Below are 15,687 nucleotides of genomic sequence, written 5' to 3' on the forward strand. Positions count from 1 at the left end.
TGAGCCGGGCTTGAACTAGACTTCAAAAACAACTGTTCCTTTTGAAACGGTTTGTACGATATCAAAAATCCGGTCATTATCGGATCCGTATAAGATAAAGTCAGCGGGTGAACCGACTTCCAGCTTGCCTACGCCCTGCCGGTCCAGTCCGAAAAGCCTGGACGGATGAAGGGTGGCCATCCGTATCGCTTCTTCAAGAGAGCAAACGTCAGACTGAACCGCTCTCTGTATTCCGAGATGCAGCGGCGTGGCAGCCCCCGCCATAATATCGCGGGTATGCGCCAAATGCAAAAGCCCGTCTTCTTCCAGGATCACATCGTCATTAATACCCGTTGAATACCTGCCCGGAGGAAGGCCCGCCAGATGAACCGCGTCGCTTGTGAGAATGGCTTTGTCACCTTTGACGCGTATCATGACTTTCAGCGTGGAAGCAGGCAGATGGTGACCGTCAGGGATCAATCCGGCCCATAGTCGGTCGTCCGCCAACTGCGCCCAAATATAATTCGGGTGACGTTTGATATAGGGATGCGCCCCGTTCCCCAAATGCGTGCTCATTGAAGCCCCAGCTTCCACAGCCGAACTGATCTGCTCTTCGGTTGCGCTGCAGTGTCCGATCGCGGCAACGATGCCCATTCTCTTCAGCAACCGGATAAACGCAATGGCGCCGGACTTTTCAGGAGCGAGCGTTACTTTGCATATCCTTGCGTTCGCCGCACGGAACCAACCCATGAATTCTTCCACGTCCGGGTCCCGCACCCAATCCTTGTTATGGGCTCCCCGAGGCCCATCTTCTTCACTAATGAACGGACCTTCCACATGGATGCCGATTACGGCGTTATCCACCATCGGATCGCTTGCGCAGGCGTCTGCAATCGTGCGAATGCAATGCAGCATCCGGTCCTTCGGACCGGTAACGATGGTCGGACAAAAACGGGTGACTCCCCCTTGATGCAGCAGCTTTACAATTTCTTTTACCGTCTCCACCGTCACTTCATAGTTGTTCAAATCATGACCGCCGATGCCGTTCAACTGCACGTCGATCAATCCGGGAGCAATCCAGAGATCAGCTGGTTCGTCCACCGCCTCCACTTCGGAGATTCGGCCGTTTTCAACGCCAACCTTCACCGTCCTGCCGTTTTGCCAATGTCGTGCCTTAAAAACCCGCTCTATCATGATTCACCTCGGCCTCCTCGTGATAACCGCAATATTTTCACAAGATCTGGACTTCCCACAAATAGCTGGAGCGGTAATTATTATCGTTTTCGCCGCAGAACAGGGTGCCGTCGTCCGTCATCACAGCCGTATGAATGCGTACGGGCCCTTCCTGAATCGTCTCGTCGAATATTCTTCCGAGGGTTTCGAGGCGCTCCGATTGTGGTTCGAAACGAAACACCGTGACGTAATAGTTGTCGCCGCCCACGCCGTAAATATTTCCGTCTTTTCCAAGGCAAAGCCCAGCAAGTCGCTTGTTCGGGCAAGGCTTTCCGTAGCTTTTGGTTTCACCGGTTCTCGGGTCCAGGCGGGAGAAGGAACCCGCCACTCCGCCGAAATACAAGTAGCCGTCTCCGATATTGATGGCGCGGTCCACCGTCCCTTTGTCTTTGGAACCGATACGCGGAAGTCCGTGATCCAGAAAATCGACTACGCCGTCATCCGGGTTATACTTGAACAAACGGATGGAATCGATTCCCGTCTCGTAACAGAATGCTCGGGTGATTCCATATGTGCCCCAAACATATCCGTTATCATCGATGACAGGATTATGGCTTTGGCAAAGCTCAAAGCTATTGCCCACCGTCATCACTATATGCGATTTTCCGGTGGTCAAATCATGTTCGAACAAATATTCAGGTGACAACGTAAAACCGTATATCCTGCGTCTATTCCGGTCTAAGGCTATGGACTGAATGTAAGCCCCCTCCACCGGAGTTCCCAAAAACTCATAGGTCGAAGTGGAAGGGGTATACTTCACCAGCCTCCCGCCTTTAGCGACAAACTGTTTGTCCACGTCATGAAATTGTGCCAATGCACCGTACAGATCCCCGCTGCTGTCCATCTCCAACGAACAATGAAATTTCGCGTCAAACGGATCGGCGGCAGCCCTGTAATTCAAATCGCGGAAAGTTCCGCTTTCCCGGTCGAATGCATACAGCAGATTCGTATCGAAGGAGCCGAGACCGACATAGATCCGCTTGTTATGTTCGTCGCTTAACAGGCTTGTCAAAGAAATCCACCCATGCCGATAATGTTCGTTACGCAGGAAATCGTCGTAAACCCATTTTCCTTCAACCTCGTTCTCCCAGTTATTGAATTGATGATCGACGATTTTGTGAGCTTTGGATTTCAGCATGCCGGATTTCCCCCTATGTTCATTTTGCTACTTCTACACCGGCGGCAGACTCACGATCCAAGACAAGCGTCCAATCGGAGTGAGTCTTCAAGATCGTTGCAGGGATATCCGGATTGATATCATTCTCCAGCGTCTGCTTAATTGCCTGGGCTTTCACCGCGTGCGGAACGGCGGAAATAATTTTCTTGCTTTGCATAATTTGATGCACGGACATGGAAATGGCAAATTCCGGCACATCGTTCACCGTCGGAAACCATCCTTCCCGTACCTGCTGCCGCTTGCACGATTCATCCAGGTTTACAACGATGTAGGGTTGTTGGTTATCGAAATCCGCCGGTGGATCATTGAAGGCGATATGCGCATTTTCCCCGATTCCGATAAGTGCGATATCGATCGGCGCTTTGCGAAGCTCTTCAGACAACCGCTTCATTTTGTCCTCGTATTCGCCTTCACCGTCGACAAAATATGCATTTTGCAAAGATACCTTGCTTGTAAAGCGTTCCTTCAAATATTTGCGGAAGCTTGCCAAATGCGCCTCGGTGATTCCGACGTATTCGTCCAAGTGAAACATCTCCACTTTCGACCAGTCGACATCCAAAGTCCGCAGTTCATCTAATGTTTCGAATTGCGATGCGCCGGTCGATAGCACGATTCTTGCAACGCCCCGTTCAGCAATCGCCTCATTGATCGCTTGTGCCGTAAGTCTGGCGGCCTCCCGGCCGAGTTCCTGTGGACTATCCATCATTTTTACTTTCATCGTCGTTTCCCTCCAGAATTGTGGATTTATAAATGCAGTATCAATCGATAGTAATCGATAGTAATCGATTTCTTTTTTTCGTACTATAATCTTACTCTATTTTGAGCAGCAGTTTTGCGTTTTCACCTAAAATTTTTCGTTTTTTCGTTTCGTCGATAGCAAGATGTTTTATTTTCGCCAATTGGTAGGCCATCACATAATCGTCGCCAAACACATCGGTGCCGAAGACGATCCGATCCTCGTCTACCATTCCGGCTATTTTTTCGTAGATTTTATATGGTGTTCCGCCGCTAAAGCAAAGAATGATATTGTTGTACCGATTCGCGGCAGCGATGGCTTCGGGCCACAAATCCATCAGCCCGGCATGACCCAATACGACTTTCAGCTCCGGAAATTTAGCCGCAAGCTGAGCGATTTGCAGTGGACTGGTATAAGGCGGCGTCCCGTCGTGAAACAAAATCGGAACGTCAAATTCGATGGCCAGCTTGGCAATGTCGTCCATAAACGGTTCAAGCGGCGAGAAGCCCTGCAGCCAAGGATGAAATTTGATTCCGCGCATGCCCAAATCAAGCAGGCATCTCTTCAGCTCAAGCAGCCCTTGTCGGCCGTCGCGCGGGTTGATCGTAGCGAACGGAAACAGCCTGTCCGGATACGCCTTGGACTGCTCGTATAAATAAGAATTGCCTTCGGCATAATCTCCCCAAAACCCGTCTACCGTAAATACGGCAGCTTTGTCGATCGCGTACCGATCGAGAACCTGCAGCGCATCGCTTCCGGTTCTGAATCCGATGCCAAACTGTTCGCCGCCCAGAAGATGCGTGTGAAAATCGATGATCATTGCTAACCCTCCCCGCTCCGTGCTTTACCGCCAAATATCCGGTTGAAATTTTCACTGCCGATTTTGGCAAGATCCTCCGGCTCCAACCCGATATCCGCTATTTTCTTCAGCTCGATTCCAGCATGGGAATAAGGCAGGTCGGCACTGAACAAAATTCTGTTGATATCGATCTGGGCCAGTCTGGCAATATTCCTTGGCATCGTATAAGGAGTATCAACATACAAATTATCCGCCATGGCGAACGCTCGCGGCGTATCGATCCAGAAATCGGTATTCCCCATCCTTCCCATGATGAATGGGATGCTCGGATAATTCAAGGCGAGCTCAGCCACCTGCAGCGGCTGCGAAAATATCGGAGTTCCCGTATGGAAGTATACCGGTACCCTGTACTCTTCCACGATCTTCATCAGGGGATCGAGCTTCTGTAAATCGAACGGAAAAAAACCTTGAAGCGCCGGGTGAAATTTCACGCCCGACAATCCTGCATCAAGAGCCCTGCTCAGCTCAGCTTCTGCCTTTTTCCCATACCAGGGGTTTACGGAAGCGTAGCCTAGAAAACGGTCCGGTCGGGCGTTAACATATCGTATTATCGCATCGTTTCCCGACTGATTTTCAACAACCATCTCTTGATGAGAAGGCGACAAGACTGCCTTTTCGATACGGTATTGGTCCATGATGCCTAGTAATTCATCAACGTCAAAGGGGACGTCCTGCTCTTGACCGATCGTGCAATGCACGTCTGCAAATACGTTCATTTATACATCTCCCAACTGAATAAGAATCGGATCTGCAGGCTTTCTTACTTATAATCGGTACGATAGAAACTCGTTCTCGCAAGGATTACCTTCCGTCACCATAAACTCCAGCTGCCGCGGGGCAGCGATAAAAGCGTAATGTGTGGTTAAATCCGGATCGTCATGCTGACAGATATGTCCTTCATGGCTCCGGAGCAGCTCCTGGAGCTGCCGTTGGTTCAAAGAAACCGCAGGTTTGGTAGATGCAGTATTCAATAAATATGAAAATCGCGACCGGGAGTTTTCTTCAATCCCCGGCATTCCGAGTCCCCTGAAATCCTTCATTTCCTGCGAAAGAAAATGATTCGTGCAGAACAGAATTTCGTCGGTGGCGGCACGAACCGACTGATACGAGCCCGATTTTTCAACGACAGCGTTGTTGCCCTCCCGGTCAAGAAGCATCATGTTCAATCCTCTCCCGGCCATCCTGCGGTCCTGCAAATAAGCAATGGCTTCCGGGACATTCCGGCAGCGGGTCAATAGCGGTCTCGGGCACAGCAGCGTGGGCAGTCCGGACCCGTCCTGTTCGGGTGCGATGGGTCCCGACGATTGCCCGACGACAAAACCGTGATGGTTCATTCCAACTTCCATCCACACGGTTCCGACCCAACCCGCCGCGATAAACCGCTGACCGTCGTGTGTCGTCGTCTGCTGAAGCATATAATAGGAATAATCCTCTCCGATATCGCTCGTCTTACCGAGCAACGGCCCGTCGGCGGAATCCTGAACCGTAATGTTGGTGCAGTTCGGGCCAAAGGAAGACAAGGCCGAAACCGCATGCAGCAAAAAAATGTCCTGCAAATCGACGGATGCCGCTTTACCGATGCTCTCCATCTCTTCGACAAGCTCCGGCTCGTGAAGCTTGGTATAGAGGAACATTCGATCTAAGAATACGTTCGCTTCATCAAGCTTTATGCTATGCAGAAACTTCGATTTCGCCAGCTCCAAGAGCTCATGGATTTGCTTGCGGTAGCTTTCCCCATGCACCAATCCCCGCTCGCGGGGCGTACCGGATAATGAAATATGCAGCATGACTGATAACCTCCATATGATTTTGGCGATATTCGCCCGTTATCCTTTCGTCGCGCCGACCGTCATACCGGAAGTGATTTTCTCCGATAATGCCACAAAAATGATGACCGAAGGAATCATTAAGATGACGACCCCGGCAAACATGCCCACCCAATCCGACGTGAAAGTCATTGTATTTTTTAAATTGTAAACACCGAGCGATAATGTCCGTTTCGCGTTGTCGTTGATTAAGACCAGCGCGAGCATGTATTCACTCCAGAGCGTAATGAAATTCAGGATTGCAGCCGTTATAATACCCGGAAGCGTGAGTGGAAACATGATCTTGATAAAAGTTACAAACTCCGACGCTCCGTCAATTGCGGCCGATTCCTCCAACTCGGTCGGCAGCGTTTTGTAAAAGCCGATCAGCAGAAAAATGGTAAAAGGCAGCGAAACGGCCGTGTAGACAAGAATGAGTCCTGAAAGCGTATTGATCAGGTGCATATTATTCAGCAGGATGAAAATCGGGACTAGGAGAAGCTGGTGGGGTATTGCCATTCCCATGATAAATAAGGTAACAATGCCCGTATTTCCGAAAAACGTCCGCCTTGCCAATACATACGAGGCTGGTGCGGACAGTGCGATCGTCAATACGATGGAAGCTCCCACAACCCACACGCTGTTCAGAAAATAAGTGCCCATTTGGGCCGAAACCCAAGCCGTATTATAATTTTGCCAATGCAGCGAGGCAGGCAATTTCCAAACGTTGGCGAACAGCTCCTGATTGTTTTTAAAGGAGGAATATATCAACCAGATAAAGGTAAATATCGTGAAAACCGACCAGGCTCCTAATATGATGTAATACGGCAATTCAGCCAGCTGTTTGACCAACTTGCGGCCCAATGAGAATGGCTGAGCGGACAACACGGAAGACGATGTTCGTTGTATTTTGCCATTTGCCACATTTTCGCCTCCCCGTCTTTATCAAAATTCGATTTTTTCTCTTCGTGAGACCATTCGTATAATAGAGGTACCGATGATAACCAAGATCAGCAGGAAGACAGCCATGGCCGTCCCGTACCCCATACGGAAAATGGCGACCCTTTTGCCGAATGCCATGTCATATAAATAGATGCTCACGGTCTGCGTCGTTCCGGAAGGTCCCCCTTCCGTCATCGCATAAATCAAATCGAACGCTTTCACCGAGTTAATCAGCCAAAGGACGACCACAACCATCAAACTGTCCCAAATAAGCGGGATCGTAATTGTACGAAATACAGTCCAATAACCCGCACCTTCCACCTCGGCCGCTTCATAAAGTGTGTTTGGAATTTTATTGATTCCGGCCTGCAAAATGACAAGATAAAACCCGACATACGCCCAAATCATCGCCACGAGAACAGATGTGAATGCCCACGTGGTATCCAGCCAAACATGCGCGAAGCTCGACAGACCGAATAGTTTCAGAATGCCATTAATCAACCCGAAATCGTTGTTGTACATGAACACCCAAAGCACGCCGAGCCCAACGGCCGGTACCACATTGGGATAAAAAATGATGGATCGGATCACTTTTGAACCTTTGAGATTGGTTCGGTTCAACATGCCGGCAAAGAGCAGCGCCAGCCCGACGACAAAGAATCCGCCGATAAAAGTGATCGTTAAGGTGTTCTTAAGCGACATCAGGAACATGTCGTCCTTTAGCAATTCCTTGAAATTCGAGAGTCCCACAAACTTCATTTTCGGTACAAAGCCTGACCATTCGTGAAAGCTGACCCAAAGCGCTTGAATAGCCGGGAATACAAAGAATACGACGTACACAAGAAGCGCGGGCGCCACAAAAGGAATAATCATCTTCGATCGGCCGATTTGTCTCATAGTTTCCCCCCATGACGTCCCTATCCTTGCTCTTACGGATAGGGATGCTGCAAGAATATCCCGCTGACTTAATCATTTATTCGCTTACATGATTTATTTATTGGCGTAAAAGGCTTTTTGCTGTTTCACCGTTTGTTCGATGAATTGTTCTGGCGTTAGTTTGCCGAAGAACAGTTGGTCGTCAACCGCCCATAATACTCTTTTATTCAATTCAGCGAAATCTTTCTCCAATCCGCCCCATTTTGGAATCACTTTCGAAGCGGTGTTGAAAATTTCCGTCTGTGCAGTTAAAGCTTTCGGCGTTACTGACTGCAGCGTAGATACCGGGGTGCCGAGCTGAGCGACTTTGTCCATTTGCTGCTTACTTGTCAAAAATTTCAGAAGCTGAACGGCGGCATCTTTATTTTTAGCGTCCTTCAGCAGCAGCCAGCCGTTAACCCATACCTCTGCGGTTGTGCCGTCGTAAGCTCCAAGATCCGGGAATTTGAACATCTGCATATCAAATCCATCCGGCGTTTGTTTTGCCAATTCGGAAGGCAGCCAAGCGCCGTTCAGAATCATCCCCGCTTTTCCGTTCACCCAATTTACTTGACCCGATGGGTAAGCGGAGCCTTCATAGCCCTGGGCGAAGTACTCCTGATCGATTAAATAACGTAACTTTTTGGCCGCTTCAAGGAATCCTGGATCTCTCCACGCTTCGCCTGTTTTATCGCCTGCAGCAGCGTAGAGCTTGTCCGGTCCGACCTCTCTCATCGCGAGCCAGGAGAAATACCAGAAGTTATAAAATTGAATATTTCCGTCCGCGGCAATCGGAGCGATTCCCTGCTTCTTTAACGCTTCGCAAACCTTCAGGAACTCTTCCCATGTTGTTGGAGGCTGGAGACCAAGCTTCTTGAACAGGGCTGCACTGTAGAAAAAGCCTGACGTATAGGTATCCCGCGGGATAACGTACGTTTTGGAGTCTGTATATTGCATCTGTTTCATCACGTTGGGAATGAACGTATCCATCCATTTTTGATCCGAATCGTAGGCGCTCGTTGCCAAATAGTCATCCAAAGGAGCGGCAAGCTCATTGGACACAAGGCCGGCCGTCAGTTCCGAGTTCGATTGTTCGATCAGATCCGGAACCTTGCCTGCCAACAAATTACTCCGCAGCTTCGTGATGACGTCTCTTCCCGCCCATGTCGGATTAACCTTGATGCCCGTTTCCGTTTCAAATTGTTTAAAAGCGTCAGCCAGCCAGAGCTGCAGCGGTTCCCCTTCACTGAACATCGACCAATATTCGACCGTTCCTCCCGGTTTCCCTCCGGCTTCCTCCGTCCCAGTGTTCGATGCAGCACCATTGGAGCTGGAGTTGGAGCTGGAGCAAGCCGCCAGCAATAAGGAAAGAGCAACAATCGAAGCCAGCATGAGATTCCATTTCTTTAACATTCGCCTTCACTCTTTTCTATGAATTTTTCAAATCCTCATACCGGTAGAAATAATTACAGTAATCGATTTCTTTTTCCAGGAAAAAATTACTGCTTCTGCAGTACAATCTTCGAATCTTTCAGATTGGCCGAACACTTTGGAAATCTCTTTTGATCATCGACCCCTTCTAAACTTATGTTATGTTTAATTACATATTACTAACATCTTCGACAACAGTCAACAGTAACATTATGGGAAAACGCTGTCATTTCTTTTTATTGGATAAAATCTCTTGTTATTCGACGTCATTCGATTATAGTGAGGAATGAAATATGACATGGAAGTGTTTGCCTGTTCGGGATGAATCCGGTGGGGTTTAAGAAAATCGATTTAACTGATATAATAGAAAGGTATAGTAATTGATCATGATTATCATAAATCATAAATGGAGATTGTTCAATGAAAAAAACAATAACGATTCACGATATCGCCAAAACAGCCAACGTATCTTCCGCAACCGTTTCCAGGGTGTTGAGCAACAGCGAGTACCCGGTTAGTCCCGCCATGCGGGCAAAAATTTTAAAAACCGCCTCAGAGCTGAAATATATTCCCAATTCCCTCGGAAAACAATTAAAAACCAATACCAATATGACTTTGGGCGTTATCATCCCGTCTATTACCAATCCTTTTTATTCGTCGGTTATATTGGGAATCGAAGAAATCGCTCGCAGTCACAACTACAATGTATTACTATGCAATTCTCATCAGAATCCAAAACTTGAGGAACAATACATGAAGACCATTTTTGAAAAGCAGATTAAAGGCCTCATTATTTCATCCATCTCCAAAAACGCCAAACTTCTAAAACAATTAATCGATTTAGGATTGAACGTGATTGCTTTGGATCAAGAAATCGACGAGAAAGAAGTATGCCGGATCGAATTTGATTTCCGCAAAGGCGGCTATATGTCGACAACTTATCTGATTGGCAAGGGGCATCGGAACATCGCCTATGTCACCTCTCCGCTGGATCGTCCGAGCCGCGAAAGCATCTATCAAGGGTATTTAGACGCGATGGGACAGTTTGGATTGGAACCCATGTTGGAGGAAGCAGAAGCGGAAGGGGAAAAAGCTTTTGTTGACGGGATTTATGAATTTGACAACGGCAAACGATTGACGGGCAGACTTCTCGAGCGTCCCAACCGGCCAACGGCGATTTTTGCCTGCAATGATATGACCGCCTTCGGCATTATTAACGAATTGACTTTGCAAGGGATTTCCGTGCCTCAGGATATGTCTGTCATCGGATTTGACGGCATTGAATTCGGACAAATGATCACACCGGCTTTGACGACGATCAAGCAGCCTGATTATGAAATGGGTCGAATGGCATGCAGCATGCTGATGGAAATGCTGATCGAGAACAAGAAGCCTTATCTTAATTTCATGCTGCAGCCCCAACTAATTGAACGCAATTCCGTCGCCGGAAGAGAAGAATAACGTTTAGGCTTAGTACCCACCTAATAAAGGATCAGAAAGAGACGCTGATTTGCCTAATACAGAAGCTGATCTTAAGTATTGTCCACAAAATAAATTCGGCTTTCCATGAGAAATTCGAAGGAAAAAATAGCAAGATTGTAAGAAAGATTATTTTCTTTACAATCTTGCTATTTTAAATTTTCAATAACCTATGCCAATCTGGTCTTAAAGGGGCAATATCCCTGTGAAAGCTTCGGGCTGTTTACCCTGCCGACATTGTTCAAAAAGAGGTCTCCTCATTCCTGCAATGACTCCGGATCGCCTCAACCGAATGCTTGAACGCGAGCGCTTTGTCCGGATCATGAAACAGCGGGGCACCTGCATACAGCTGAATGCCCCATGATGGTACATCCGATGCCGCAGCTTCCTCCAGGCTCTCTGGGTAATCCAAACCATCCAAAATCAGCTGAACCTTGCGATGGTCTGGAACAAATTCAGCCGACTGCTCGAGCCACTCCCGTCCCCAGCCACGGCTGCGTCCGCTTTTCGAACAGTAAATAAGCGGGGTATACACATCAATAGCTTCTGCTAACCATTGATAATTCTGGGCAAATATTCGGGTCAGAGCGCCATTGAATTCATCGGGCGTCCATGGACACATATAAGCGCCGACTATGCATTCAGGCATGCGAGCTTTGATCAGTCTTGAATAATGAAGCGCTAAATCGGCAATTTTACGACATTTATAATTCTTCCATTCCTCCGAATAGCTTGCTAATATTTCTTCAGGAGCTGTGGCGTCAACAGCTGCAAAATTGCAGAAATCGGCGATACAGTCCCGGCAAAAGCAGCTTTCCTGCAGATCTGGCTGAGAAGTTTCGAACCATCCTGCATAGGTCAAGTAGTCGAGCCATATACCTCTTGGTTTAAATTGCTTCATACCAGCCAGCAGTTCCTCTTCGATTTGGGTCAAATAGTCCTTTTGTGATAAACATATCCCCTGAACTAACCGGCCGTATCGAATCGGTTTGTGGTCTATCCCGATAGGTATTAGATTGGGATGCTTTTGGAAATCGGCGCGAAAGGTTTGGAATTCCACACAGGCTTCCAATTTCTGCTCCTCGCAAGCTGCGAAAGTTGCTTCATTAAACCCGTGAAACCATCTGGCGTTGACGCCATAATCTTTAATGTTGGCAGGCAGCTCACCGCTTCCGTATGGACCGAACAATAAAGGTATCGACATCTCCATTCTCCTCACTTTTTATATTCTACCCCTTCTAGAGGGTGTTCCATGAATGTTAGTCTAAAATGGCAGCTCCACTCCAAATTCAGCGGCCGCATCGGATAGGACAGCCTTATGATTCTCATCTAAAGGAATACCTGAGATTCCCCAGTCCGCCTCTCGCTCAGATTCCAGAACTCCGGGTAAACTCGCCCTCTCATACCCTGGCATAGGCTGCATTTCTCTTGTTAACTTCATGTAAGTATCCATTTCATTTTTTAAGTCTCCAATGTCTATGAAGCGGCCGGGATCCAGCGCAATGATCAAAGAACCCTGATTCGCACCTTGATACCGGAGTTTGGCTCTCTCTTCTTCTACCGGAACACCCGCCAGAAAGCCACCTAATGCTTGGCACATAAAACCGAGGCCCATGCTGCGAAAAACAAGTCCGGGAGCGAGTTTAAACAGTTCCGATACATGAGGAGAGCTTTCATACAAGTCATGCATTGTGCCAAAGTCAAGCACCATCGGAACCTCTTCTCCGCCGGGTACGGCAAATGACATCGGAGAACCTCCCGCTGCCCGCATGATGGAATCCTCAGGACGAAGAGACAGCTGATGACCAGATGTAACATAACCAATGAGGCCATTCTCGGCCAATATACGGGAGTAGATCCCCGCTGCGCCGATATGCCCGTGATTGCGGGTAACAGCGGCTGCTATACCGATGCTGCGGCATCGGTCAATCATTTCCTCCGCTCCTCTGTAAGCGGCGAAATATCCAAGGCCCCCATCTCCGTCTATAATAATCGTCGCAGAGGATTCTTTTGCCGTATTTATCTGGGGATCCGGATTAATCAATCCGTCACGCATAATGCGGGCATACGCGGCAATCTGTTTGGAGCCATGACTAAATATACCCCTAAGGTCATTTTTGACTAAAAGCTCAGCCAGAAATTTCGCTTTTTCTTCAGGCATGCCGGCTTCTTGTGCAAGAGTACTAACAAAGCTTTTCATCTTGTCCTTGTCGACTTTTACAAATTCACTGCGATCTATATTCATTGACTCCATTCCTCCAACAGTTGTAATGAGAAAATTAGTATGAGGTCTTAGCGGCCGGCTTCAAAAAGCCGATGCAGATACATTCTTGACTGGGCCGTTTCCTGCTCAAAATTACTCCATAGGCACTCAATGGATATACGCGCGTCATAATGACCCCTATTGACACAATCAACAAATGTCTCATAGGGATAATCGCCCATTCCCGGCGCATACCGGCTGTCCGATACGTGAATGTGTTTGATCCATTCTTGGTAAAGAACGATTTTCTCGAGCGGTTCGTTTTCCTTATACATATGATAAAAATCCGCAAGAACGCGTATCGACTTGCGGTTCACCATGCGAGCAAAATGAACGGCTTCAGGTACGCTGTTAATGATGTTGGATTCCGTAGTGTTTAACGGTTCGATAACGATTGTAATACCCAATGGGTCCGCGAAATCCGCAATTATATTGAGAAAATGAAGAATTTGCTCCTCTCCTTTAACGCGGGAAAATCCATCTGGCAATGTTCTTGAACCGCCGCTCCCGAAAACGATCATTTCGCCTCCGACAGCCTTTACTCTCTCCAAAGCTTTTTCCAAATACCGTTTCACTCTATCATCATCCACGTTTTCGCCTACTATTTTCAAATCCCTCGGCAAAAGAATATTGAATGCTTCCACAGGAATCGGACTCTCGTGGTATTTATCCAGAAGAACGCGAACAGCGTCATCTCCTTCTTCAGGTCGCAACGAAACGACCGTGCACTCGATAAAATCAAAACCTGCTTTCTTCACGATCCCGGCTTGGTCGATACTTGCACAAACGCCAAATTTCATCGGATCACTTCCTTTATAATACGACTTCTTTTCCTGTTCTGGAAGATTCATAAATGGCCAATATCAAATCCACCGATTTTCTCGCTTCTTCTCCGGAAATCAATGGATCACGATCTTCCCGAATGGCCTTAATCATGTCATCCACCAGGATGTAATGGCCGTCGCTGGCAATTTTTGCCGGATCGCTGCTTGAGTTGACCATCGCTTCCACCTGGGGCATTTCTTCTTCACTGTCGATAAATTTCCATTGTTTAAACCCGCTGTCTCCAAAAATAATGGAGCCTTTTTCACCATGAAGCTCGAATCTGGTTTCCTGAGCCGGGTATACGGAAGTAGTGCCCTGAATGACCCCGAAAGCCCCATTTTTGTATTTCAGCACTACCACCGCCGTATCCTCGACTTCGATTTCACGAAGCAGCGGAGCGGAATAAGCGAAGACGGATGAAACGTCACCCGTCAACCATTGGATCAAGTCAATTCCATGTACCCCTTGATTCATGAGAGCGCCGCCGCCGTCCAATTCCCAGGTGCCTCTCCAGCCGGCGCTTCGATAATATTCCGGACTGCGGTAATATTTTAAATAGGCATCTCCCAACACAAGCTTGCCTAATTTTCCTTCCATGATTGCCTTTTTGGCAAGAATGGACGTAGGCATGACACGCCGTTGAAACACGCAGCCCAGCTTTACTCCGTTTTGTTTACATGCTTCGATCATTTGAGTCATTTTGTTAGATGTGATTTCCAGCGGCTTCTCGCACAAAACATGCTTTCCTGCCTGTGCTGCCGCTATCGTAACTTCGCGGTGAAGGCCGCTTGGAACCGTTACGGATACCACATCTATGTCATCCCGCTTCAGCATTTGTTCGTAATCGGAATAAATGTGAGGGATAGCGTATAACTCGCCCAATTTTTTCGCTTTGGCCACTTCAATGTCTGAGACGGCTACCAGTTCAGCGTCTGGATGCTGTACAATCGCCTTGGCATGAAACGGCGCAATTACTCCGGCACCTACAATGGCAAATCTCATTTTGTTCATTACATTATCACCCTTCCCGGTTGTTCAGATCTTAACGGATGAACCCGATTCAGCGGAGAGATGGGCGGCCAGCGTGACCTCCAAGGTTCTCATCCCTTCCTCGTAAGGAGCCAAAATGCCGCTTGTTTCCCCAGTAACAATCGCTTGAATGAACGCATCGTCCTGCTCTTTATAGAAATTTACCCGGCTTTTATGCGTAATCGTCTTTTCTTTCTCCATAATGGTCAAAGTGGTGCCGTCAATGCTTACCCTGAATCCACGTCCGATAATTTCCAGGCTTGAACGGCCGTCAGGTTGGTCAACAAACGAGGTGTCGATGTGTCCGACCGCCCCTGAAGCAAAACGGAAGTTGACGGAATAAACATCCGGTATATTGATTCCTGGAACATCATCCATTACCCGTAAGGCCATATCTGCCGAAACTTGCGTTATATCGCCGGCCAAGTATCTGAGTAAATCCACATTATGAGTGGTTTGCTCAACAAGCTGGCCGCCGGATTTGGCCATATCGCTCCACCAAGGTACAGTCACCAATGAGCCGAACCGGTGGGCACGGGCCATGGCGATCGTCTTGCCCTGCAAATATTCTTTGGCTTTCACCACGGTATCCAAATAACGCAAGCAATAGCCCGTTCCTACGATAATTCCGGATTCACGAATCACCTTCGCTTTTTTTTCAACCGTCTCCATATCCAAACCTACCGGCTTCTCTACAAAGAGATGAATTCCTCGTGCAGCTGCTTTCTCCTCCATTTCTCCATGAGCAAAAGGAGGAACGCAAAGGAACAGCGCATCGATTGTTTCCATTTCCAGCATCAAATCGAATTCGGTATAAGGAACAACCCCATATTGTTCAGCCACCCTATCGGCATTGGCTTGCACAATATCGCAAACCGCAACAAGCTTTGCCTGTTCATTGTCATGCAAATTTTTCAGATGTTCTGCAGCAATCCCGCCTACGCCGACTACAGCTACTCGTACCATATTCAACCGTCTCCTTTTGTTTAGCCATTTCTTCAACTCGAATTGAAA

The 15,687-nt window shown here is 47.9% G+C and carries 15 protein-coding genes; 1 reads left to right on the forward strand and 14 read right to left on the reverse strand.

Annotation, left to right across the window (positions count from 1 at the left end):
• Nucleotides 1–15 precede the first annotated feature (15 nt).
• From nagA to ACFPYJ_RS30165, 9 genes are all read right to left on the reverse strand, one after another.
• Nucleotides 16–1,173: an N-acetylglucosamine-6-phosphate deacetylase gene (gene nagA / locus ACFPYJ_RS30125; RefSeq protein ID WP_379191952.1), complete on the reverse strand. Its 1,158-nt coding sequence runs from the start codon at nt 1,171–1,173 to the stop codon at nt 16–18.
• Nucleotides 1,174–1,210: 37 nt separating this feature from the next.
• A complete protein-coding gene (locus ACFPYJ_RS30130; protein WP_379191953.1) occupies nt 1,211–2,350 on the reverse strand; it encodes an NHL repeat-containing protein in 1,140 nt (379 codons plus the stop codon).
• A 19-nt stretch (nt 2,351–2,369) separates the two neighbouring features.
• Nucleotides 2,370–3,107, reverse strand: coding sequence for a glucosamine-6-phosphate deaminase (locus tag ACFPYJ_RS30135; protein WP_379191954.1), 738 nt, complete (start codon nt 3,105–3,107; stop codon nt 2,370–2,372).
• 91 nt (nt 3,108–3,198) lie between these two features.
• Nucleotides 3,199–3,945, reverse strand: a complete 747-nt coding sequence (locus tag ACFPYJ_RS30140) for an amidohydrolase family protein (RefSeq protein ID WP_379191955.1) — start codon at nt 3,943–3,945, stop codon at nt 3,199–3,201.
• A 2-nt stretch (nt 3,946–3,947) separates the two neighbouring features.
• Nucleotides 3,948–4,700, reverse strand: coding sequence for an amidohydrolase family protein (locus ACFPYJ_RS30145; RefSeq protein WP_379191956.1), 753 nt, complete (start codon nt 4,698–4,700; stop codon nt 3,948–3,950).
• A 48-nt stretch (nt 4,701–4,748) separates the two neighbouring features.
• Complete coding sequence (locus ACFPYJ_RS30150) at nt 4,749–5,771, reverse strand: C45 family autoproteolytic acyltransferase/hydolase (protein ID WP_379191957.1); 1,023 nt, start codon at nt 5,769–5,771, stop codon at nt 4,749–4,751.
• Nucleotides 5,772–5,810: 39 nt separating this feature from the next.
• A complete protein-coding gene (locus ACFPYJ_RS30155; RefSeq protein WP_379191958.1) occupies nt 5,811–6,713 on the reverse strand; it encodes a carbohydrate ABC transporter permease in 903 nt (300 codons plus the stop codon).
• 21 nt (nt 6,714–6,734) lie between these two features.
• Complete coding sequence (locus tag ACFPYJ_RS30160; protein ID WP_379191959.1) at nt 6,735–7,628, reverse strand: carbohydrate ABC transporter permease; 894 nt, start codon at nt 7,626–7,628, stop codon at nt 6,735–6,737.
• Nucleotides 7,629–7,721: 93 nt separating this feature from the next.
• Nucleotides 7,722–9,059 carry an ABC transporter substrate-binding protein gene (locus ACFPYJ_RS30165; RefSeq protein ID WP_379191960.1) on the reverse strand — a complete coding sequence of 446 codons (1,338 nt, stop codon included), beginning with the start codon at nt 9,057–9,059 and terminating at the stop codon, nt 7,722–7,724.
• A gap of 438 nt (nt 9,060–9,497) precedes the next feature.
• On the opposite strand from ACFPYJ_RS30165, the gene ACFPYJ_RS30170 reads away from it, so the two are divergent.
• Nucleotides 9,498–10,538, forward strand: a complete 1,041-nt coding sequence (locus ACFPYJ_RS30170; protein WP_379191961.1) for a LacI family DNA-binding transcriptional regulator — start codon at nt 9,498–9,500, stop codon at nt 10,536–10,538.
• 259 nt (nt 10,539–10,797) lie between these two features.
• Here the strand turns inward: ACFPYJ_RS30170 and ACFPYJ_RS30175 are convergent, their stop codons facing one another.
• From ACFPYJ_RS30175 to ACFPYJ_RS30195, 5 genes are read right to left on the reverse strand one after another with little or no spacing between them, the layout of a single operon-like run.
• Entirely contained in the window at nt 10,798–11,760 is a 963-nt protein-coding gene (locus ACFPYJ_RS30175) for a hypothetical protein (RefSeq protein ID WP_379191962.1), read from the reverse strand.
• A gap of 60 nt (nt 11,761–11,820) precedes the next feature.
• Nucleotides 11,821–12,801: an Ldh family oxidoreductase gene (locus ACFPYJ_RS30180; protein ID WP_379191963.1), complete on the reverse strand. Its 981-nt coding sequence runs from the start codon at nt 12,799–12,801 to the stop codon at nt 11,821–11,823.
• Nucleotides 12,802–12,848: 47 nt separating this feature from the next.
• A complete protein-coding gene (locus ACFPYJ_RS30185; protein ID WP_379191964.1) occupies nt 12,849–13,619 on the reverse strand; it encodes a sugar phosphate isomerase/epimerase family protein in 771 nt (256 codons plus the stop codon).
• A 13-nt stretch (nt 13,620–13,632) separates the two neighbouring features.
• A complete protein-coding gene (locus ACFPYJ_RS30190; RefSeq protein WP_379191965.1) occupies nt 13,633–14,655 on the reverse strand; it encodes a Gfo/Idh/MocA family protein in 1,023 nt (340 codons plus the stop codon).
• Between the two features lie 24 nt (nt 14,656–14,679).
• Nucleotides 14,680–15,639: a Gfo/Idh/MocA family protein gene (locus ACFPYJ_RS30195; RefSeq protein WP_379191966.1), complete on the reverse strand. Its 960-nt coding sequence runs from the start codon at nt 15,637–15,639 to the stop codon at nt 14,680–14,682.
• Between the last annotated feature and the right edge of the window lie 48 nt (nt 15,640–15,687).

The organism is Paenibacillus solisilvae (assembly GCF_042656405.1).
Classification (GTDB): Bacteria; Bacillota; Bacilli; order Paenibacillales; family Paenibacillaceae; genus Paenibacillus_Z; species Paenibacillus_Z solisilvae.